Origin of the sequence: Corynebacterium belfantii, from assembly GCF_041898185.1 — a bacterium.
In the GTDB taxonomy this organism is placed as follows: Bacteria; Actinomycetota; Actinomycetes; order Mycobacteriales; family Mycobacteriaceae; genus Corynebacterium; species Corynebacterium belfantii.
In genome coordinates, this window is the sequence record NZ_CP157823.1 from 1320443 (window position 1) to 1341331 (window position 20889).

General features: G+C 48.6%; 18 protein-coding genes and 3 pseudogenes. 20 read left to right on the plus strand and 1 reads right to left on the minus strand.

Annotated elements, in window-relative coordinates:
- Positions 1-32: 32 nt before the first annotated feature.
- The 13 genes from ABMV07_RS06635 to bioD (ABMV07_RS06695) all read left to right on the plus strand — a co-directional run bounded on the left by ABMV07_RS06635 (position 33) and on the right by bioD (ABMV07_RS06695) (position 12557).
- Positions 33-1154 (plus strand): lipopolysaccharide assembly protein LapB, encoded by a 1122-nt coding sequence (locus ABMV07_RS06635; RefSeq protein WP_197692108.1) that lies wholly within the window; start codon positions 33-35, stop codon positions 1152-1154.
- A gap of 37 nt (positions 1155-1191) precedes the next feature.
- Positions 1192-2187: an HAD hydrolase-like protein gene (locus ABMV07_RS06640; protein ID WP_196977717.1), complete on the plus strand. Its 996-nt coding sequence runs from the start codon at positions 1192-1194 to the stop codon at positions 2185-2187.
- Between the two features lie 17 nt (positions 2188-2204).
- The gene (locus ABMV07_RS06645; protein ID WP_374064988.1) at positions 2205-2366 is read left to right on the plus strand and encodes a hypothetical protein; all 162 of its coding nucleotides are present in this window, start codon (positions 2205-2207) and stop codon (positions 2364-2366) included.
- A 41-nt stretch (positions 2367-2407) separates the two neighbouring features.
- Positions 2408-3229: a TlyA family RNA methyltransferase gene (locus ABMV07_RS06650; RefSeq protein WP_196977718.1), complete on the plus strand. Its 822-nt coding sequence runs from the start codon at positions 2408-2410 to the stop codon at positions 3227-3229.
- Complete coding sequence (locus ABMV07_RS06655) at positions 3229-4167, plus strand: NAD kinase (RefSeq protein WP_088267805.1); 939 nt, start codon at positions 3229-3231, stop codon at positions 4165-4167. The genes ABMV07_RS06650 and ABMV07_RS06655 overlap by 1 nt, the downstream gene beginning before the upstream one ends.
- Before the next feature lie 132 nt (positions 4168-4299).
- Positions 4300-6045 (plus strand): DNA repair protein RecN, encoded by a 1746-nt coding sequence (recN, locus tag ABMV07_RS06660; protein WP_196977720.1) that lies wholly within the window; start codon positions 4300-4302, stop codon positions 6043-6045.
- 104 nt (positions 6046-6149) lie between these two features.
- Positions 6150-7343, plus strand: a complete 1194-nt coding sequence (gene steA / locus ABMV07_RS06665) for a putative cytokinetic ring protein SteA (protein ID WP_162495033.1) — start codon at positions 6150-6152, stop codon at positions 7341-7343.
- 24 nt (positions 7344-7367) lie between these two features.
- Positions 7368-8318, plus strand: coding sequence for a copper transporter (locus ABMV07_RS06670; protein WP_196977721.1), 951 nt, complete (start codon positions 7368-7370; stop codon positions 8316-8318).
- A 21-nt stretch (positions 8319-8339) separates the two neighbouring features.
- Positions 8340-8978, plus strand: coding sequence for an NUDIX domain-containing protein (locus ABMV07_RS06675; protein ID WP_196977722.1), 639 nt, complete (start codon positions 8340-8342; stop codon positions 8976-8978).
- A 2-nt stretch (positions 8979-8980) separates the two neighbouring features.
- Positions 8981-9916: a site-specific tyrosine recombinase XerD gene (xerD, locus tag ABMV07_RS06680; RefSeq protein ID WP_197692107.1), complete on the plus strand. Its 936-nt coding sequence runs from the start codon at positions 8981-8983 to the stop codon at positions 9914-9916.
- 191 nt (positions 9917-10107) lie between these two features.
- Positions 10108-10977 carry a ParA family protein gene (locus ABMV07_RS06685; protein WP_088267810.1) on the plus strand — a complete coding sequence of 290 codons (870 nt, stop codon included), beginning with the start codon at positions 10108-10110 and terminating at the stop codon, positions 10975-10977.
- A 42-nt stretch (positions 10978-11019) separates the two neighbouring features.
- The gene (locus ABMV07_RS06690; protein ID WP_088267811.1) at positions 11020-11838 is read left to right on the plus strand and encodes a segregation and condensation protein A; all 819 of its coding nucleotides are present in this window, start codon (positions 11020-11022) and stop codon (positions 11836-11838) included.
- Between the two features lie 113 nt (positions 11839-11951).
- Positions 11952-12557: an ATP-dependent dethiobiotin synthetase BioD gene (bioD, locus tag ABMV07_RS06695; protein ID WP_088267812.1), complete on the plus strand. Its 606-nt coding sequence runs from the start codon at positions 11952-11954 to the stop codon at positions 12555-12557.
- Here the strand turns inward: bioD (ABMV07_RS06695) and ABMV07_RS06700 are convergent, their stop codons facing one another.
- The gene (locus tag ABMV07_RS06700; RefSeq protein ID WP_197689426.1) at positions 12558-14054 is read right to left on the minus strand and encodes a peptide MFS transporter; all 1497 of its coding nucleotides are present in this window, start codon (positions 14052-14054) and stop codon (positions 12558-12560) included.
- Between the two features lie 59 nt (positions 14055-14113).
- Between ABMV07_RS06700 and ABMV07_RS06705 the strand changes: the two are divergent.
- The 7 genes and pseudogenes from ABMV07_RS06705 to ABMV07_RS06735 form a co-directional block, all read left to right on the plus strand.
- Positions 14114-15040, plus strand: a pseudogene (locus tag ABMV07_RS06705) (aminotransferase class III-fold pyridoxal phosphate-dependent enzyme); the annotation flags it as partial.
- Positions 15041-15091: 51 nt separating this feature from the next.
- Positions 15092-16441 (plus strand): annotated as a pseudogene (locus tag ABMV07_RS06710) (IS256-like element IS1132 family transposase).
- Positions 16442-16474: 33 nt separating this feature from the next.
- Positions 16475-16876, plus strand: a pseudogene (locus ABMV07_RS06715) (aminotransferase class III-fold pyridoxal phosphate-dependent enzyme); the annotation flags it as partial.
- A 12-nt stretch (positions 16877-16888) separates the two neighbouring features.
- A complete protein-coding gene (gene bioD / locus ABMV07_RS06720; protein WP_088267814.1) occupies positions 16889-17557 on the plus strand; it encodes a dethiobiotin synthase in 669 nt (222 codons plus the stop codon).
- A 115-nt stretch (positions 17558-17672) separates the two neighbouring features.
- Positions 17673-19247, plus strand: a complete 1575-nt coding sequence (locus ABMV07_RS06725; RefSeq protein WP_088267815.1) for a sodium:proton antiporter — start codon at positions 17673-17675, stop codon at positions 19245-19247.
- An 18-nt stretch (positions 19248-19265) separates the two neighbouring features.
- Positions 19266-19820 (plus strand): SMC-Scp complex subunit ScpB, encoded by a 555-nt coding sequence (gene scpB / locus ABMV07_RS06730; protein ID WP_088267816.1) that lies wholly within the window; start codon positions 19266-19268, stop codon positions 19818-19820.
- Between the two features lie 103 nt (positions 19821-19923).
- Positions 19924-20889: a pseudouridine synthase gene (locus ABMV07_RS06735; RefSeq protein WP_088267817.1), complete on the plus strand. Its 966-nt coding sequence runs from the start codon at positions 19924-19926 to the stop codon at positions 20887-20889.

The following is a 20889-nucleotide window of genomic DNA, read 5'->3' on the forward strand; positions in this document are numbered from 1 at the left end:
CGTATATTACGTAATTTCAAAGGATTTTCTCTATGGCTGATTCTTCATCACGTAGCTCACACGACGAACCTCGCCGTTCCAACGAAGGGCGACCACGTGGAGGTAGCTACGGTAAAAAGCGTTCAGAAGGCGGAAAACCTCGTCGCTTTGGTAACCAAACCTCTGAGTCTCGTCGTGGTCAAGGCCACGGTAAACGATGGGAAAAAGAGGGCGGTGGCCGTCGCAGCTATAAAGGAGATTCGGCGAATTCGCAACGTCGACATGACCGCGATGGTGGCGACTGGAAACGTGGTGACCGTAAGGATTACCGTTCTGATCGACCTGGTAACCGTGGTGAACGTCGTGATGATTATCGTTCTGAACGTGGTAATCGCTTCGAGTCTAAGGGCCCAAAGCGCCAACATAGCCAACGTAGTGGCTCCGATCGGAATAAGCATTTCAATGGGCCTATGCGTTCTGGATATCGCGAAGAACGCATCACTAAGCGTCTAAATGAGCCTGCATTGCCCGCTGATATAGACGTGCATGATCTGGACCCAATGGTTCTTCAAGATCTAAAGGGACTGGCTAAAGATAACGCTGACGCAGTCGCGAAGCATATGATCATGGCGGCAGTTTGGATGGCTGAAGATCCAGAATTAGCTTTGAAGCACGCTCGTGCAGCTAAAGATCGTGCAGGAAGGGTAGCAATCGCTCGTGAGACCTGCGGTATTGCTGCATATCACGCAGGTGAATGGAAAGAAGCTTTGTCTGAGCTTCGTGCCGCGCGTCGTATGAGTGGTGGCCCAGGACTCATCGCAGTTATGGCTGACTGCGAACGCGGTTTAGGACGCCCAGAAAAAGCTATTGAGCTTGCCCGCGATGAAAATACTAAGCATTTGGATCACGAGACCCGTATTGAGCTAGCGATTGTAGTAGCTGGTGCACATCTTGATTTGGGACAACCTGATTCTGCGGTAGCAACTTTGGAGAGCATGAATCCAAAAGAAAATGCTTCTGGACTCGAAGCAGCCCGACTTTCTTATGCCTATGCTGATGCATTGTTACAAGCTGGAAGAAAAGAGGATGCTTTTCGTTGGTTCACCATTTGCAAAGAACAAGATATTGTTGAGACTACCGATGTAGTTGTTCGTTTAGAGTCTCTAACTCATTAATTTGTGCTTAATTGAGCTCTGATCTCTTTCGTCTACTATGCTGATACGCATGACTGTTTTGGATGAGTATGATGCCCTGTTGTTTGACCTAGACGGTACTGTTTGGGAAGGAGACAGGGCGTTACCTTTTGCCGTTGATTCAATTAATCAAGCAAATCTTCCGCTTATGTATGTGACCAACAATGCCTCGCGTGGTCCAGAAGTAGTTGCCTCTTTGTTATCGGATATGGGTATTTTTACTCAACCTGAACAGGTTCTTACGTCAGCTCAAGCAGCGATCGATCTAGCTCTCAAAGAGGTACCTGTTGGTAGCAACGTCTTGGTGTTAGGCACAGATTCGTTTAAATCTTTGGCTGCAGAAGCAGGGTATATGGTTGTGACTTCTGCTGATATGGATCCTGTTGCCGTCTTCCATGGCCATAATCCCGCCACTGGTTGGACTGAATTGAGCGAGGCTGCTCTGGCTATTAGATGTGGCGCTAAATATTACGCCTCAAATTTAGATACAACTCTTCCGAGTGAACGAGGGCTTTGCGTCGGTAACGGGTCAATGGTGGCGGCGGTTGTGAGCGCAACAGGAGTTCAACCAGTTTCGGCGGGCAAACCGGGAGCTGTTATGTTCAATGTTGCCGCTGAAAAACTGGCTTCAGAGCGTCCGTTAGCTGTCGGTGATCGTTTAAATACCGATATTGCCGGTGGCGTTGCTGCGGGTTTTGATACTCTGCATCTTCTTACTGGTGTATCCCAGCATTGGGCGCTCATTCATGCTATTGAATCGGAACGACCGACTCTTATAGCTGAGGATTTACGTGCTCTTAGCTCTGATAGAAGTGTGTTAATGCCTCAAATGCAGGGGAATTTTAACGCTTATCTCCATGGAACCGAAATTGTTCTTGACGGTGGTTCGACGGCTTCGACTTCTACGGAAGCGTTGAGATCAGTGTTGTCTGTTGCATGGCAAAGTGCTGAATTTGGTGGCACTGTTAAACCGGTCAGTGAACATGCTATTCGGTGTATGTCTGAATGGCGTTAATAGGTGGTTTAAGCTAAATGGAGATTCCTAAGCCTCATGATCCTCAAAAAGATTCTCTTAGCCCTTCTCAAATTGCGGCAGATATAAGCGAATTATTGGCGCAAAATCCCAACAATCTTCACGATGAAACCCAGCTATTAACGCGGGCTCATTCACTATTACATGATGCGCTTTCCTAAAACGGGATGGCACACATCGTTATCGGAAAGAGCTACAACAGATGCAACCTAGAAGGCGCCTCGATGCCGAGCTTGTTCGTCGTAAAATCGCACGCTCTCGCGAGCAAGCAGTAGAGATGATTAAAGATGGCCGGATCCACGTACAGGGATTCGTTGCCAAGAAGCCATCCACCCAAGTGACCCCAGAGGCGTCAATTCGTGTAGAAGATGCCGGCTTGGATGATTGGGCATCTCGTGGCGCTCATAAATTATTGGGTGCACTCGAAGAGTTTAAATCTAAAGGCTTGAATGTTTCTGGACGTCGTGCACTTGATGCGGGTGCTTCAACTGGTGGTTTCACAGATGTTCTAATATGGGAATCTGCTTCTGAGGTCGTAGCAGTCGATGTTGGGTATGGTCAACTCATTTGGCGGTTACAAAATGATGATCGTGTTAAGGTTTTGGATCGCACCAATATTCGAAATCTGACCTTGGAAATAACAGATGGCCCCTGCGAATTAATGGTGGGTGATCTTTCGTTTATCTCTCTGAAGCTCACTTTGCCAGCTATCGCAGCCTGCATGAGTGATGGTGCGGACCTTTTACCCATGGTTAAACCCCAGTTTGAGGTAGGTAAAGAACGACTGGGACGCGGCGGAGTGGTCCGTGATCCCAAGCTTCGGGCAGAGGTCACCGAAGATATCGCATTATTTGCTCAGCAACTTGGACTTAGTTTTGTCGATGTAGTCGCATCACCATTACCTGGTCCATCAGGAAATGTTGAATATTTCCTCTGGCTGAAAAAGGACTCAGGTAGGTCTGCTAAGGGGGTACAAGAAATTCATGAAAAAGTCGCGGAAGCAGTCCAGAAAGGTCCGCAGTAATGACTATCGATTGCCTTGAAGATCGCAGAGTTTTACTAGTTCCGCATACCGGAAGACCTCAAAATGTTGCTTCAGCTGCGCTGGCTGCCGAGCTTCTCGACGATTCAGGCGTCGGAGTTCGTGTTCTCGTTCCGGCCGAAGACACAACGATTGCAACGCATCCAGTCTTGGGACAATTTGAGCGAGTTTCTCATTCTCCTGAAGCGACTCAAAGTGTTGATCTAGTACTGGTATTAGGCGGCGACGGTACATTTCTGCGTGCAGCTGATCTCGCGCATGGTGCTGATCTACCAGTGTTAGGTATCAACCTAGGGCATGTCGGTTTTTTGGCTGAATGGGAGAAAGATTCCTTAGATGAAGCTGTCCATAGAGTTACAAAAGGAAGTTTCAGAATTGAAGAACGTATGACTCTCGCTGTCAGCGTTTACGATTCAGACGGTACTGCAATTGGTCGAGGGTGGGCTTTGAATGAAGTTAGTATCGAAAATAGCAACCGAAGTGGTGTTTTGGATGCAACATTAGAAATTGATAGTCGGCCTGTAAGTTCGTTTGGGTGTGACGGCATCATTGTTTCAACACCTACAGGATCGACCGCTTATGCCTTTTCCGCAGGTGGTCCCGTATTGTGGCCTGAACTAGACGCAATTTTGGTTGTTCCGAACAACGCACATGCACTATTCACCAAGCCACTAGTAGTAAGCCCTCGGTCATCTGTGGCAGTGGAATCACATCCTAGCGCATTTCCTGCTACTGCTGTCATGGATGGATTCCGTTCGATTTCCGTCCCACCAGGTGCACGGGTAGAAGTCAAGCGCGGTTCTCGGTCGATTAAGTGGGTACGGTTGGATGACATCCCGTTCACTGACAGACTTGTCACAAAATTGCGACTGCCCGTAGAAGGGTGGAGGGGGCCTAAGAAGCATGATTCCACAAATTAATCCCAATTGAAGTGTAACTTTCGCCAGTATTTAGTTGGCGATTGGTGAAAATGCTGTGGCAGAAAAATTTGATATTCGAACGCAATAGAACATCTGTTCCTGAATTGAAAGATTTTGATGTACAATAACTCTATGCTTTCAGATATCACCATTCACAACCTAGGGGTTATTCCGAGTGCGTCACTTGAGCTGAGTGAGGGTCTTACCGTTTTGACCGGCGAAACAGGCGCCGGTAAAACGATGGTTGTTACAGGATTGCGACTGCTGGCAGGTGGTCGTGCCGAAGCTCAACGTGTGCGAAGTGGCAGTAGCCAAGCTGTTGTAGAAGGGCGATTTTTACTGGATTCTGTTGCCCCCGAATCAGCCGAAATGGCACATGCGGTGGTATCCGCAGCAGGAGGTGCGCTAGATGAAAATGGTGAGGTTATAGTTTCCCGCACAGTGAGTGCACAAGGGCGCTCTCGCGCGCACCTTGGAGGTCGCTCCGTCCCTGCAGCGAACTTAGCGGAGTTTTCGAAAGAAGTTCTCACAATTCATGGTCAAAATGACCAGCTTCGGTTACTTAATAGCGATCGCCAGCGAGATGCACTGGATCGTTTTTCCCAAAAGATTGGTGCTTTAACGACAGTTTATTCCGAAGCGTATAGAGCGTGGAAAAATCTCTCGAAGGACCTCCGGGAACGTCAAGCATCGAAACGGGAACTTGCACAAGAAGTCGATCGCCTAGAGTTTGCTATTCGAGAGATCAGTGAGGTCGATCCGCAACCAGATGAAGAAGCGAATCTTCTTGTTCAAATCACACGACTACAAGATGTAGATGATCTTCGGGCGCAGGCTGTAGGAGCGCTTTCTGTAATTGATGGTGCTGCAGGGGTTGAAGGATATGCTACGGGTGACTCTAGTGACGTCAATGCAGCTTCGGATCTTATTGGTCAAGCACTATCAAGTGTCAGGGTAAGTAGTGATCCCATATTACAAGGTGTTTCGCAACAGCTAGAAGCTGTTACATCAATCTTGATGGAAGTTTCTGCTCAATTAGGTGGTTTTCTGGATGAATTACCAGCGGATCCTAAAATGTTAGACGAATTGCTTCAACGGCAGCAGGCACTTAAACAGTTAACACGCAAGTACGCTTCTGACATCGATGGCGTTATCAAATGGAAGCTTAAAGCTGAGCAAAAACTGGAGTCGATTGATGTTTCACCTGAAGCTCTCGATCAGCTCAAAAAAGAAACAGCTCTCGCAGAGCGAAAAATGAATGATGCCGGTATGGCTTTGCGCGCAGCTCGTATCGAAGCTGCGCAGGAACTTAGTAATGCAGTCACGAAAGAGCTACACGGATTGGCTATGCCCAAGGCCATGTTTTCAGTGGTTGTACATCCAACGGAACCACAACCTTCTGGATTCGATGAAGTTAAGTTTTGCTTAGCGCCAAATAAAGCTACTGATCCTCGGCCATTGGCTTCATCGGCGTCAGGAGGTGAGCTGTCTCGTGTCATGCTTGCTTTGGAAGTTATTCTTTCGGCAGAGCAACATGGAAATACGCTTGTGTTCGACGAAGTGGATGCAGGGGTTGGTGGGCGCGCTGCAGTAGAAATCGGGCGGCGATTAGCTCGTCTTGCCCAAAATAACCAAGTCATTGTCGTTACGCATTTGCCACAAGTAGCGGCCTATGCAGATACCCATTTACATCTCGCGAAAGACGTTGGTGAATCAACCGTGACGTCGGGTGTAGAAAATTTGTCGGAACAACGTCGAGTTGAAGAACTTGCTCGTATGCTTGCGGGGCTTGAGGATACTGATACTGGGCGGGCACACGCCAGAGAGCTTTTTGAAAAGGCTCAAGAGGAAAACCGTGCGTTTCGCGTTCAACGGTAGATTTTAATAAGCATTGTACAAATGCCGTGGATGTGGAAATTTTATGAGGATTAAGGCTTCTCCTTCCGCGCGCCTCTGTACACAATTCAATAATGGAAGGCACAATGCTCACCATGAGTCTGTTCAACCGTTCTGCGGATCTTCCCGGTATTCATGCAGTGACGCGCGATTGTTCATCGCTTAATCGAGGTCTAAAAAGACTGAAAAGCGGAGAGATCGCAGTCGTTGACGCACCCGACATAACTCGGTCCATTGCACAGCAGTTGATCGATGCCAAGCCCCTTGCAGTTGTCAATAGCGAACAATTCTCCACAGGGGCGATTCCTAATTTTGGCCCACAAATGTTAATCGATGCAGGCATCATGCTGATTGATGCTGTTGGACACGATGTGTGGACGAGTCTAAAAGATGGAAAGAAAGCGCGGTTAACGGAAGACGGCCAGATTTTCTATGGCGAAAAACTCATCGCTTCTGGAACAGTAATTACCGCAGAGCAAGCTGAAGCTATTTTCGTAGAGGCACAGGGGTCATTAATTGATCGAATGGAAGCCTATTTTGGAAATACCATCCAGTTCATTCATGCTGAGGCCCCGTTGCTCATTGATGGGCTTGGCATACCTGATCGCGGTGGGATGCTTCGCGGGCGCAAAGTATTGGTGGTCAGCCCAGGGAAAGGACACCGTACACAACTAAAGGGGCTTCGTAATTTTATCCGAGAATACGAGCCGGTTTTGATTGGTGTCGATGCTGCAGCTGATACATTGGTGGAATTGGGATATAAACCCGTTTTTATCGTTGGTAATCCATCAGTAATTGGATCTGATGCATTACGTAGCGGCGCCCAGGTAGTTCTTCCCGCGGATCCAGATGGTCATGCCTTGGGATTGGAACGAATCCAAGACCTAGGTGTTGGCGCAGTAACTTTTCCGTCCTCTGTAGATTCATCCACCAACTTAGCCCTTTTGTTGGCTGGTTATCACGGTGCAGAGCTAGTGGTAAACGCTGGTTCTCCATTCGACTTGGATTTGATTTTCGCCGATTCAGAGACCGCATCACCTGCTACGTTGTTGACACGTTCGAAGCTGGGGTCACGATTAGTAGACGCCACAGTGATCACAGATCTTTATACAGTACGTTCTTCAATGGGTCTTGCTTGGCTATGGGCAATTTTGGGTATTTTGGTGGCAGCTGCGGTCATTATCACTATTGCGGGAACGTCTGGCGATGGTTCTTTTAGCCAGAATCTCATTGACACTTGGAATAACTTTGCTTTGACAGCGCAAAGTTGGTTTAAATAAAACCCTCGAAGGAAGAACAAAAATATGGCTAGAAAATCTGGACGCACTGCAACTGCTATTGCAGGTCTTTCCTTCGGCCTTGCATTAGGCATCGGGGCTGGGATGTACGTGTTGGCTCCAAATGTTGCTGGTGGTCCAAATCAAACAACTTCCACCTTGGAACGTGAACGTGACGATGCTCTTGAGTCTGCCCAGATTGCAAAGGCGCAAGCTAAAAGTGCCGATAGTGTAGTGTCGGCACTTGGGAAGGGAATTACTACTGATCTCCTGAAAGAAAAGAAAGTATTGGTGTTCCGTACCTCAGATTCGCTTGATAGCGATGCGGATGCCTTGTCTGAAGCGCTAAAAAATGCAGGAGCGGAAAATGCTGGAACCATTAAATTGGGCGAGAAATTTTTCACTCAAGAAGGAGCTGATGGTTTAAAAAATATTATTGCCATTACGCTTCCAGCTGGTGCTCAACTTTCTACTGAGAAAATGGATTCTGGTACTCATGCCGGAGATGCGTTGGGCAGTGCAATCTTGTTGAACAAAGATGATGGTTCTGAGCAAGCAAATAAAGAAGATCGTGGGATTGTGCTAGGTGCACTGCGAGAAAGCGGCTATATCGATTTTGATGAGGCGAGCGTAAAACCGGCTCATGCGATAGTTTTACTTTCAGGAGATTCTGACGGATCAAAAGCAGCTTTTTCTATTAAAAATCAAGCCTCATTTGCCACCGCTTTGAAATCCAAAGGCTCTGGTCTGCTTGTCGCAGGTCGAATTCATACTGCAAGTGGCACTGGTCTTTTGGGAACAATTCGGTCCTCGGCACAAGATAAACAAGCTGTTTCTACCATTGATTCAATTGACCAGAATTGGGCACAAATTGCCGCAATCTTAGCGCTTAAGGAACAACTCGACGGTAAATCTGGTGCTTATGGTGCAGCGGGGAATGCCGACGCTACATCTCCGGGAATTAAAAATCCTGAGTAGATTGCAGCTATCGTTGAGATTATGACTCCTCATTCGTTTGTCGTGACAGATAGTACGTTGCTTTTGGATGCTCCAATTATTGCGGTGCGACGGGACAAGGTGCTTATGCCGAAAGGAAACGAAAGCTATCGAGAAATCGTCGAGCATTATGGCGCTGTAGCCATAGTGGCTCGCGATGAATCTGGGCGAATTCTACTGATAAAACAATATAGACATAGTGTAGGTAGGCGCATGTGGGAGCTTCCAGCTGGGTTACTTGATATCCCATCTGAATCTGAGTTGCAGGCTGCTCAACGAGAGTTAAAAGAAGAAGCAGGACTCGCATCTCATCATTGGTCTTGCATAATTGATTTAGTTACTAGTCCTGGCTTTTGTGACGAAGCAGTTCGAATCTTCCTAGCTGATCGAGTATATGCTGTGCCTCGACCTGAGGTGTCAGATGAAGAAGCTGACATTACGACACAATGGGTTGCGCTCGACGATGCTATAGAAATGATCATGTGTGGAAGGATCGTGAATTCCATTGCGATCGCAGGTATTTTTGCTGCACGAGAGCATATTGAGACTGGAGTGTCTTTACCGAGTGCAGTCACCGAATTTGAACTTAGACCTACTTCTTTGGTGCAACGGCATCAAGATTCAGCAGTACATCGTCGATAATTATGGTTTCAATCAATAATATTGCCCGTCAATGGCTAACTCACTTAGCAGTGGAAAAAGGGGTTAGCGATAACACGTTGTCTAATTATCGTCGTGACCTCGAACGGTATACACAGTGGCTGCAAGTACAAGGAATTGCAAATATTGAGAATATCTCTGTACAAGATATTGAGAGGTATGTTCAAGAATTGCGGAAGGGGGACAGTGATACCAGAAAGAAACCTCTAGCCGCCTCGTCTGCGGCCCGTGCTTTGATCGTTGCTCGTGGTCTACATCGTTTTGCTCTGTTAGAAAACTTGGTGGAGAAGGATGTATCGGCTGATGTGTCTCCACCGGCAACGGGACGTCATCTGCCTGATACTCTCTCAGTCGAAGAAGTGAAACGTCTCATAGAGGCCATACCCATAGATGAAGCAGCTTCGCCTGAAGATCTTAGGGATTGTGCTCTACTGGAGTTTCTCTATGCCACTGGAGCCCGTATATCGGAGGCGGTCGCTCTAGTGGTGGATGACGTTGCTGGCATTGTCGAAAATGAAGGCATTGTTCGAATAACTGGAAAGGGTCAAAAACAGCGTATTGTGCCTGTTGGTGATCAGTGTTTGTTAGCGCTTGAGCGATATGTTGTGAGGGGCAGGCCCGCAATGTCAAAAGGGAAAACGCATGCACTTTTCCTTAATAAACGTGGAGGACAACTATCCAGACAAAGTTCTTGGCAAATTCTCAAAAGCTCGGCTCAACGTGCAGGAATTGAAAAAGATATTTCTCCACACACTTTGCGACATAGTTTTGCTACTCATCTTTTGGAAGGCGGGGCTGATGTTCGGGTAGTACAAGAATTGTTAGGGCATTCGTCAGTAACAACTACACAGATATACACCCATGTAACTGCAGATAATCTACGCTTGGTCTGGTCACGTTCGCATCCGCGAGCTCACTGACATGGTTAGATTTTGTAAAGGCAGTGGGCTAGATTTATGGATTTTTTCTTCATAAAATTGCCCCAAAGACACGGAATGAATCCGAAGCGTGTAATTTATAGTTTATTGGTGTGCTGTTAGGCTAAATTCGACTTGGCGGTACGTGAAATAAAAATAATTTTCAGGGTGAAAATCAAGGAAGAGGGATAGACATGGGCGAATCGGGATTGTTTGATACACCCGATCAAAAGGTCGGCCTCACAGGGCGTCCGTTGCGGGAATTCCCTGAACCTGAACCATTGCATAAACATGGTCCTGCGAAGATTATTTCGATGTGTAACCAAAAAGGTGGAGTCGGAAAGACTACTTCGACGATTAACCTTGGAGCTTGCTTGGCAGAGGCGGGGAGGAAAGTACTTCTCGTTGACCTTGATCCACAAGGTGCATTGTCTGCCGGTTTGAATATTCCCCACGAAGAACTCGAAATCACCGTTTACAATCTCTTAGTTGATCGGCATACATCGATTCACCAAGCAATCCATCACACTTCGGTTGATGGATTGGATTTGGTACCTGCGAATATTGATCTCTCGGCGGCTGAGATCCAGCTTGTAAACGAGGTTGGACGCGAGCAAACTTTAGCGCGGGCGCTAAGGCCAGTGATGCGGGATTATGATTTTATTATTTTAGACTGTCAGCCGTCCTTGGGTCTTCTTACCGTCAATGCGTTGACTTGTTCTCATGGAGTCATTATCCCTATGGAATGTGAGTATTTCTCGTTGCGCGGATTGGCATTGCTGGCAGATACTGTTGAAAAGGTTCGAGATAGGCTCAATTTTGATCTAGAGATTGTTGGAATCTTGGTAACGATGTTTGATCGGCGGACAACCCATGCTCGGGAAGTTATGTCTCGAGTGATTGACGTATTTGAAGATAGGGTTTTTGATACTGTGATCACCCGGACAGTTCGTTTTCCAGAAACTTCTGTTGCCGGTGAACCCATTACTACGTGGGCTCCGAGTTCTCAAGGTGCTCAGCAGTATCGGCAGCTTGCACGCGAAGTGATCGAGCGTACCGCCTAGCTCATACGCTTAGGCATAAAAAGTTTGAAAATTTGAGGATTTATGGCGAGAACTGTTGTTCCGGATAATCAACCTGAGATAACGGGTTTTCGTATCGTCCTGAATAATTTCGAAGGTCCGTTTGACCTCTTGCTTCAGCTGATCAGTGCGAAAAAACTAGACGTAACTGATGTAGCTTTGCATAAAGTTACAGATGATTTTGTAGCGTACACGCGTGCGCTAGGGGAATTCGCTGAGCTGGATGAAGTCACGGAGTTTCTTGTTGTAGCAGCCACGTTATTAGACCTTAAAGCTGCTCGATTGCTTCCACGGGGTGAAGTGGAAGATCTGTCTGATCTTGAGCTTTTAGAGTCGCGCGATCTTTTGTTTGCTAGGTTGCTTCAGTACAAAGCATATAAACAGGTTGCAGATCAGTTTACCCGGTGGCAGTTGGCTGCGCAGCGACGTTATCCGCGGGCAGTAGGAATGGAAGAACAGTTTTCTTCATTACTTCCTCCGGTTAAAATTAGTCATACTCCTAAGTCTTTCGCTGAATTGGCTGCAAGTGTTTTTAGGCCAAAACCTCCGGAAACAGTTAGCACAAGTCATGTGCATGGTGTTGAAGTGTCTGTTCCAGAACAAGCTGGCAAGGTTTTGGATCTGCTTGTTGAGTGTGGCAAGGGCGTCTGGATGGATTTTCCGGATCTGATTACTGGCTGCAGAGTTTCATTAGAAGTCGTTGGGCGCTTCCTTGCACTACTCGAGTTGTATAAGGCCCGAGCGGTTTCCTTAGAACAGGAGGAATCATTAGGCGCTTTGCGGGTGTCGTGGACAGGAATTCATGTGGATCCCGCAATAGTCGCAGCAAGTAACTGGGCATAGATCCGGAGTAAGGCTACATATGGGGGAGTCTCTCATAAAAGGTCTTGTAGTGGTCTACCATCGGTAAAACTGTGGTTCTGTTACGCGCGTATTAAAAGGGAAGGGAAACTGAAGTGGGTATCGTGGTTGTGTCTGGTTTAGCGTCGGGAGTAGGTAAGACCACGGCAACTGCAGCGATCGTGAAAATCTTGCAAGCAAAAGGTAGGGATGTTGTGCCAGCTAAGATAGCTCGATTGCAAAACTTGGGTGCTTCTCCAGATATTGGCACGATTGAAAAGTTAACGGGTATCCGAGGAGAGGACTTTTCGCAGTTGGATGATCCATTGGCTCAAGTGCGTCATCTCTCTGAATCAGGCAAAACTGTTGTGGTTGAGGGGTCTGGTGGGCTGAGTGTTGCCTTAATAGGAAAGAAAACAATTGCGGATATTGCAGCTGAACTAGATGCTCCGTTGGTAGTTGTCTCGGGAATGAATCGCGGTGCTGTAGAACTTGCAGTAAATGCCGTTGGTTTTGCTCGAGCATGTAGGGCAAATGTTGCGGGCTTGTTGGGGGGGAAACTGCCGGCGGGTGCAGATCTACGTACTCGCTTAACTTTAGTGGAGGCGTCGCGTGCGTCTGGAGTGCCATTTATTGGCAGTTTGAACGATGGCGTAGGCTCGCTGGGTTGCGAGCCATTTGCAGAAGCATTGTCGACGATTTTCATTCCCGACGAGTGGTAACTATTGAGTTTTGGTCGTGATTATTCTAGTCAGCATATAGCTAATGATGCCGATAACCATTGCGGTAGCCGAGCATGCTATAAAATAGCGAGCTTCTGCTTGGGCGTTGTCTGGGTTGTAGTACTGAGAAATGTGTCCTGATAACGCTGTGCCTATCGCCATGGTGAGGAAAAACATCGCCGAGAATTGGGTTGCGTATTTTCGAGGTGCATATTGAGCGGTTGCTGCCATGCCAATTGGGCCAATCAGCAGTTCACCTATGGCTGTTACAAGAATACTGATTGCCAGGACGATAAATGGTGTGGAATTAGGTTCGCCACCTGCGTAGGGGATTAAAATTGCAAAACCTAATCCGGCAATTCCGACACCGATTGAAAGCTTAGTTGCAGGGCGGGGACTGCGATCGCCAAGGCGTAACCATAGGTAGGCAAGCGGAAGCGAAAGTACGAACACATAAAAAGGGTTCAGTGATTGTAGCCAAGCAGCTGGTATTAAGAAATCGCCAACTGAGCGGTTAAGGCGTACATCGGAGTAAACTGCTAAAACTCCGTAAGTTTGGTTCATAATTGCCCAAAAGGTTACCGATGCTAAAAAGATAGGGATGTAGCGTAGCAACTGTATCTTTTCTGCTGGCGTGACTTCACTGCTCCGAAACATAGAAGTGTAGAGAAGCAGAGCCGCTCCCAGTGTCAGTGCTAATAGAAATGTTGCAAGGACTACAGGTTTAATCAAGCCTGTTGCAACGCAGAATGTTGCGCTATATAAAGCGAGGGTGCTGCCTCCCACAATGAATGTTGCTTGGGTAGTAGTGGCAGTCAATTGAGGCTGTGTGATGCGCTGTCGAGTTTGTGTGCAAAGCGACGCCATGGCAGCGGGGCGTGCGAAAACATAGAGCGTTATGCTGATGATCATGAGAAAGGCTGCTGCTATAAACCCGATGTGGAAAGAATACTGTTGAGCTAACCAGCCGGTAAGGAGCGGGCCGAAAAATGCTGCCACTTGGATTCCTAGATAAAAGAACTGAAATCCGGTTTCACGCTGTTTCGGATTTTCATCGTAAACTGCGCCAAGCACGGTGATAGCAGCTGTTTTTAGTAAGCCAGATCCCACAGCGATCAGGGGTAAACCTATCGCTAGTCCGTGAAACCCAGGAAATGTAGACAGGCTAATGTGGCCTATGACGAGCAACGCGGCGCCGCTCAGAAGCGTTTTTTCTGCCCCAAGGAGATGGTCGCCCACCCAGCCACCGATGAACGTGCATAGGTATACCAATGCGCCGTATGCTCCGATTAAGGCTGTTGCACCTTTTTTGGAAATGCCGAGTCCGCCGTCGGCAATCGAATAGTAGAGATAGAAACCGAGGATCGCTTGCATGCCGTAGAAACTGAAGCGCTCCCATGCTTCAATGCTGACGAGAGATACCGTCATTCGAGGATGGCGCCAAAACATCGCGCGGTTGTTTTTAGAGTTAATTGAACGCTTTTCAATTAATTGCATACCGTACATTATTGCCAAAAGGGGGATAATTGTCAGTCGATTGGCCGTATAATTAAACGGTGTTCAATACTGATGAGTTGAAAAATAATTCATTCGCACAATTTGACCGTGATCATATTTGGCATCCTTATGGCCCAATGCCGGCTACGGTTGCCCCCTACGTAGTTGCAGCCACTGACAACACGGACATCATTCTAGACAACGGAACGCGCTTAATCGACGGAATGAGTTCATGGTGGGCTGCCGCCTTCGGGCATGGGAACGAGAGGCTCAAAGCGGCTGCTCATCGCCAAATTGACGTGATGAGCCATGTCATGTTTGGTGGCTTGACGCATGTGCCTGCGATTAAGCTTGCATGTCAATTGTGTGAACTTACGGATGAACCTCTTACCAAGGTTTTCTTTTCTGATTCGGGATCTGTTGCCGTAGAAGTGGCACTGAAGATGGTGTATCAATACCAACTTGGGCAAAGGCATCCCGAACGGCGTCGTATGTTGACCTGGCGTGGTGGGTATCACGGCGACACCTTTGCCACGATGAGCTTGTGTGATCCAGAGGGGGGAATGCACGCAATGTGGGAGGGGCGCGTAATGGATAATGTTTTTGCGCCTCGGCCGCCGCTGTGGGGCGCTGCAGCAAATGAAATTTCTGCGTACATAGATCATCTCAATTCGTTGATTGATTCAACAATTGCCGGCATCATCGTTGAACCCGTTGTTCAAGGAGCTGGTGGCATGCGATTCCACGCTCCAGAGGTTCTCAAAGGTATTCGACAGCTTTGTGATCAACATGGAATTTTATTTATCGCAGATGAAATTGCGACTGGTTTTGGTAGAACGGGTAACTTATTTGCCACCCAAGCTGCAAAAGTAACTCCCGACATTCTTTGTGTTGGAAAGTCATTAACTGGCGGGTTTATGTCGTTAGCTGCAACCATCACCACGGATGCTGTGGCAGAAAGCATTTCTTCCGGTGCCGGAGGAGGGTGTCAGGTGTTTTGTGTGTGAGGCTCTGATCCAGAAGGAGTTTCACTGATAATGACTACCGTGTCACCGAGGAAAGGTCATGACCCGAACAGGGTCAACGAGATCAGCGCTAAGCTGATGGAAAATCCGGAAATCGCCGAACTGATCGGCGAGTTGTCGACTTCCACCGATGATGCCAGCGACCTGGTCAAAGGTCTTTTGCAGGCATCGATCAACGCTGGTCTGCAGGCTGAAATGGACGCGCATCTGGGATACGCGCACTCTGATCGTACGGCGAAAGCCCAGCTGGGCACCCCGGATGGTGGCAATCACCGCAACGGGTCGTACACCAAAACCGTCAACTCTGGCTACGGCACCTTTGATGTGACTATGCCCCGGGATCGAGCTGGCACGTTTACGCCGCGGATGCTGCCTAAAGGCACCCGCCGTCTGACGGAGCTTGATGACATGATCATCTCCCTGTACGCCGGTGGGATGACCGTGCGCGATATTTGCCACCACCTCGCCACCACCCTCGGGGTGGATATGAGCCCAGATACGATCAGCACCATTACCGACGCGGTGTTAGAAGAGGTCATGATCTGGCAAAACCGCCAGCTCGACGAGTTCTACCCAGTGATCTTCCTCGACGCGCTGCGAGTGAAGATCCGCGATGGCCACCGCGTGGTCAACAAGTCTTGCTACATGGCGGTAGGCGTCGACATGGACGGCATCAAGCACATCCTGGGATTGTGGATCGCAGACAATGAAGGCGCCAGTTTTTGGGCATCCGTGTGCGCTGACCTTGCCAACCGTGGGGTCCAAGACGTGTTCATCGTCTGCTGAGACGGGCTCAAAGGCCTGCCGGAAGCCGTGGAGGCAACCTGGCCGAATTCCATGGTGCAGACCTGTATCGTGCACCTGATCCGGGCGGCCAACAGGTGGGTGTCCTACCAAGACCGCAAACCCGTATCAAGTGCGCTACGGGAGGTCTACACCGCACCGACCGAGGACACCGCCCGCGCCGCCCTGGACGCATTCGAGGCCAGTGAACTGGGCCGTAAATACCCGCAATCGGTCAAAGTCTGGCGCGACGCCTGGGACCGGTTTGTGCCATTTTTGCAGTTCCCGCCTGCGGCACGGCGGGTACTCTACACCACGAATTCGATCGAATCGCTGAATGCTGAGCTGCGTAAAGCTACTCGTAACCGCGGCCAGTTCCCGAACGATACCGCGGCGCTGAAAACGCTGTGGCTGATGATCTGCAACATCGAGGACAAGCGCGCTGCCCAGCGAGCGAAGAAAGCGAAGCGCGCCATCGAATGCAACGGCTATATTGAAGGAGCGAAAGCCACCGGGTGGAAACAAGCCATCAACCAACTAGCCGTGGCTTACCCCGACCGATTCGCGGACTACTTGTAAACCAAGCCCCCGCACACAAACAATCGGACACTCTCTGCCGGAGGGGGAGCACTAATGCATGGACCAACATTTATGGGAAACCCGTTGGCATGTGCTGTTGCTAGCGAAGCATTAAGCATTATTGCAGAAGGTGATTGGAAGCAGCAGGTTGCAGAAATTGAAAGCGAGCTAAAAAAGGGGCTTGCTCCGCTAGCTTCCAACCCTGCTGTTCATGACGTACGAGTCCTCGGTGCAATTGGTGTAGTTGAAATGAAAGAACCTGTTGACATGAAACGTGCTACTCATGCTGCGGTGAACGCAGGTGTATGGCTCCGTCCTTTCGGCAGGCTCGTATACACAATGCCTCCATTTGTCTGTACTCATGAACAAATACAAAAGATTTCGTGTGCAATTGCTTCTATCGTGCATACGGAGCAGGAACGTTTCGAACGCTAAAGGAGAAATGTCATGGCAATCGTAGTCGTAACCGGTACAAACACAGAAGTAGGAAAGACAATCGCTTCCGCCGCAGTATGTCAGCATTATGCACGACAAGGATTCCGAGTCGTTCCAGTTAAGCCCGTCCAAACTGGAGAGCCAGAGGGGTCAGGCGATGCACAAACCATTGAAAAACTAACCGGAATAGTAGGAAAGTGCTTTGCCCGATTCCCAGAACCACTCGCGCCTAATCTTTCTGCGCAGCGGGCTGGCATGCAGCAGTTAAATCTGGAAGAAATAGTTAATAAAATTCGTGAACTCGATGGACCTCAAACAGTTGTTGTTGTCGAGGGTGCCGGAGGACTCTTAGTTCGTTTGGCGGATTCATTTACGATCGCAGATGTTGCGGCGCAGCTAGACGCACCTCTCATCGTAGTAACAAATATGGCGTTGGGCTCACTCAATGCGGCAGAACTCACTGTAGAAGCAGCACAACGACGCGGATTGAAGGTTTTAGGGCTGATTGGTGGCAGTATGCCTAAGAATCCTGACTTGGCTATCTCGCTTAATGTTGCAGAAATGGAAAAGGTGACAGGCATACCTTTGTGGGGTTCTATCGCAGAAGGTGCAGGGCAATTGAGCAAGGAAGCCTTTTGTCAACTAGTAGAAGATCTAGATCTTCCCACTATGTGGCCGTAATCCGAGCAGGCCGAGAGCCCTGATCGACCGGGTGGTGAGCTCCTTAAAGATAGTGCAATCACTATGATTGACTATGTCACTGCACACAGTTAATTCAAGGAGCTTATCGGGTTAGATGGAGATTCTTATTGGTTTGCTAGCGTTGCTTTTTGCAACGGTCATCATGGTGGCCGTGGGTGACCGAACCGGTCTGCCATGGCCTGCGTTACTTACCTTGGTTGCTGCCGGTGGAATTTTTCTTCCGTGGCTTCCCGAAGTAACGATTCCTGAAGAGATGATCCTCCCGATTTTTATTCCGCCATTGCTATGGGCACTGGCGCGACATAGTAGCTGGGCGTCGATTAAAAGGCAGTGGCGAACCGTAGTTTTGCTTTCAGTTCTATTAGTTATAGTTACTGCAGTTACGGTGGGTTTTGTCGCATATTTATTAGTGCCAACTCTTTCATTTGCAGCTGCGGTTGTTATTGGCGCAGCCATTTCTCCTCCAGACCCCGTAGCTGTTGATGCTGTTGCAGAACCGGCAGGTGTTCCACGACGGTTATCTAATACGCTTCAAGTTGAAGGCCTCTTTAATGATGCTGCTTCGATCGTCGTTTTTAATTTGGCATTGTCAGTGGTGCAGTCTGGGCACGATATCACTTGGTGGTCGGCGCTATCTACGTTTATATATTCAGCAGCGGTCGCCGTGGTTATTGGTTTTGTCTTGGGAACCGGATCTGCAAAACTCCATTCTTGGATGACTTCATCAGTTGCTAGGAATGCATTCACGTGGGTCATTCCGTTTGCTACTTTTATCGCTGCTGAGGAATTGCATGCTTCGGGTGTTATTGCCATCGTTATTGCTGCGATCCAATTCAATTCCAAGAGTCAAGCTGGTGCCGAGGATAGACTGTCTGGATCGGCTTTTTGGCAGGTAGTCGAGCTGCTTTTTACTGGTGTGGCATTCGGACTCATTGGAATTTCGGTGCGTGATGCGATCCATTCTGCTGGAGCGAACCTGTGGCATGGGGTGTGGTTCGGCCTAGTGCTGGCATTGACTGCCATCGCAGTGCGGGCACTGTGGCTGTACTTGCTCTATGTAGGGAACAAAAAGGCGGGTAGACGAACTGGTGCACCGTTGCGACTCCAAGAAGTACTGTTACTTACTTGGGGTGGAATGCGTGGATTAGTCACTTTGGCGCTCGTATTGTCAATCCCGATGACTACCGGATTTGCAATTTACCGAGAGCTTTCTATCGTCGCACTTACTGTTTTGCTTGTAACGATGGTGATTCCTGGCCTGACACTTCCTGCCCTCATGAAGGTGTTAAACCTTGAAGAAGGGCCGGATGCTTTTGGCGATTACGCACGTGAAAAGCTATTTGTTCGCGCCAGATTTGCTGCACGACAAGTACTGGATTCCTATTCTCATGACATCCCAGAAGAATTTATGGCTTCCTTACGACGTCGCTTCGAACATGACATTAATGCTGATGAAGATGACGACGATGCCATGACACCTGAAGAGCGTCGGAAGATGCAAGAGCGTCGTTTTGCTCTGTTTAATAAAGTGCGGCTTGAAGCCTTGTATGCTTCTCAAGCTGAGCTACTTCGAGCTCGAAGCGAGCGGGACGTCGACCCGATGATTGTTGACGAAGTTCTGTTTGAAATCGACAGCCAGATCATCGCCGCCGAGAAATCAACGAGATAATAAGGGCATTTCTTCATCATGATGACAGTACTGAGATCGCAAATTGAATCGATCTTGTTGGTCGTGGACCAACCGGCTTCTGTTGCTGCCTTGGCACGAGCTACGGAGGCTGCACCTGAAACAGTCACCTCCGTTTTACGTTCGATGGCTCAAGAGCTTGAGGATCGAGGTAGTGGTATTGAGGTCAGAGAATCGCCAGAAGGTTGGCGCCTTTATACTGCAAAGCGTAACGCTGATGTGGTGGAGAAATTCCTATTAGATGGTTCGCATACCAAGCTTTCACGAGCGGCTTTGGAGACGTTAGCTGTGGTGGCTTACCGCCAACCAGCAACACGAGCACAGGTCGCTGCGGTTCGAGGCGTCAATGTTGATGGAGTCATGCGAACGCTTCAGCTCCGTGGCCTAATACGTGAGGTTGCTATTAATCCTGGCACGGAGGGGGTGAATGGTAGCGCTCATCAGTATGAGACAACAGAGTTGTTCCTCGATTTACTGGGAATCGATTCGCTTGAGCGTTTGCCGGACTTAGCTCCACTTTTGCCAGATATTGATAGTATCGATGAGTATTTTTAAACCTCAAATATGCAATAGATAGTGGATAAGCTAGAATTCTTGATTCTACTGCGTTACAGTGGCAGAGATTTATAACCGCATAATTTGATCGATAGGAAGTATCGTGAATAGAACCGCTCGCCGTGATGGCACACCGGAAAAGCCTCGTCGAGGCTCTCAGGGAGGCTCCCGCGGAGACTACGGAAAGCCGAAGCGTAGCCATGCCAAGCCGCAATCGGCAAATTCGGGCCGTCCCGTAAAGTACCGTAAACAGCGTGATTCAGAAATGTTGATTTCGAATGCGCGTCCAGCACGCCACCAGCATGTGGGTCGTCGCGAAGCAGGAGATGGCAGTACTGAAGGCATTCGTCTTCAAAAAGTCCTTGCTCAGGCAGGTGTCGCGTCTCGTCGACACGCTGAGATTTTGATCGATGCCGGCCGTGTTGAGGTCAACGGAAAAATCGTGATGACTCAGGGCATGAGAGTTAACCCAAATGTCGATGTCATTCGCGTTGATGGTGTACGAGTCAATGTTAATGAAAACTTGCAGTACTTCGTTCTCAATAAGCCTCGCGGGTTGCAATCGACTATGAGCGATGACATGGGGCGGCCGTGTGTTGGCGACATCGTGGGAGAGAGAATTTCTGCAGGCCAGCGTTTATTCCACGTGGGACGTCTTGACGCGGCTACGGAAGGCTTGCTGCTTCTCACTAACGACGGAGAACTCGCTAATCGGTTGATGCATCCTCGATACGAAGTTTCGAAGACTTACTTGGCTACTGTTCTCGGTGAGGCGGATAAGCGCCTTGTTAAGCAATTACGTGATGGTATCGAGCTTGATGACGGTCCAGCTAAGGCGGATCTTGTTCAGATCATTGATACTTTCCAAGGCAAGTCCTTGATTCGCATTGAGCTGCATGAAGGTCGTAAACACATCGTACGACGGATGCTCAAAACTGCAGGATTCCCAGTTCAACGACTAGTGCGAACCAAAATTCACACAATTCAGCTTGGAGAGCAAACCCCAGGAGCGATCCGAGCTCTCAACAGTAGCGAACTAGCTAGCTTGTATAAGGCAGTAGGGATGTAA

Excerpts from the sequence above, each read along its gene's own strand:
- ABMV07_RS06635 (WP_197692108.1), top strand. The coding sequence starts at position 33 with ATGGCTGATTCTTCATCACGTAGCTCACACGACGAACCTCGCCGTTCC.
- ABMV07_RS06640 (WP_196977717.1), top strand. The coding sequence starts at position 1,192 with ATGCTGATACGCATGACTGTTTTGGATGAGTATGATGCCCTGTTGTTT.
- ABMV07_RS06645 (WP_374064988.1), top strand. The coding sequence starts at position 2,205 with ATGGAGATTCCTAAGCCTCATGATCCTCAAAAAGATTCTCTTAGCCCT.
- ABMV07_RS06650 (WP_196977718.1), top strand. The coding sequence starts at position 2,408 with ATGCAACCTAGAAGGCGCCTCGATGCCGAGCTTGTTCGTCGTAAAATC.
- ABMV07_RS06655 (WP_088267805.1), top strand. The coding sequence starts at position 3,229 with ATGACTATCGATTGCCTTGAAGATCGCAGAGTTTTACTAGTTCCGCAT.
- recN (WP_196977720.1), top strand. The coding sequence starts at position 4,300 with ATGCTTTCAGATATCACCATTCACAACCTAGGGGTTATTCCGAGTGCG.
- steA (WP_162495033.1), top strand. The coding sequence starts at position 6,150 with ATGCTCACCATGAGTCTGTTCAACCGTTCTGCGGATCTTCCCGGTATT.
- ABMV07_RS06670 (WP_196977721.1), top strand. The coding sequence starts at position 7,368 with ATGGCTAGAAAATCTGGACGCACTGCAACTGCTATTGCAGGTCTTTCC.
- ABMV07_RS06675 (WP_196977722.1), top strand. The coding sequence starts at position 8,340 with ATGACTCCTCATTCGTTTGTCGTGACAGATAGTACGTTGCTTTTGGAT.
- xerD (WP_197692107.1), top strand. The coding sequence starts at position 8,981 with ATGGTTTCAATCAATAATATTGCCCGTCAATGGCTAACTCACTTAGCA.
- ABMV07_RS06685 (WP_088267810.1), top strand. The coding sequence starts at position 10,108 with ATGGGCGAATCGGGATTGTTTGATACACCCGATCAAAAGGTCGGCCTC.
- ABMV07_RS06690 (WP_088267811.1), top strand. The coding sequence starts at position 11,020 with ATGGCGAGAACTGTTGTTCCGGATAATCAACCTGAGATAACGGGTTTT.
- ABMV07_RS06700 (WP_197689426.1), bottom strand. The coding sequence starts at position 14,054 with ATGCAATTAATTGAAAAGCGTTCAATTAACTCTAAAAACAACCGCGCG.
- bioD (WP_088267814.1), top strand. The coding sequence starts at position 16,889 with ATGGCAATCGTAGTCGTAACCGGTACAAACACAGAAGTAGGAAAGACA.
- ABMV07_RS06725 (WP_088267815.1), top strand. The coding sequence starts at position 17,673 with ATGGAGATTCTTATTGGTTTGCTAGCGTTGCTTTTTGCAACGGTCATC.
- scpB (WP_088267816.1), top strand. The coding sequence starts at position 19,266 with ATGATGACAGTACTGAGATCGCAAATTGAATCGATCTTGTTGGTCGTG.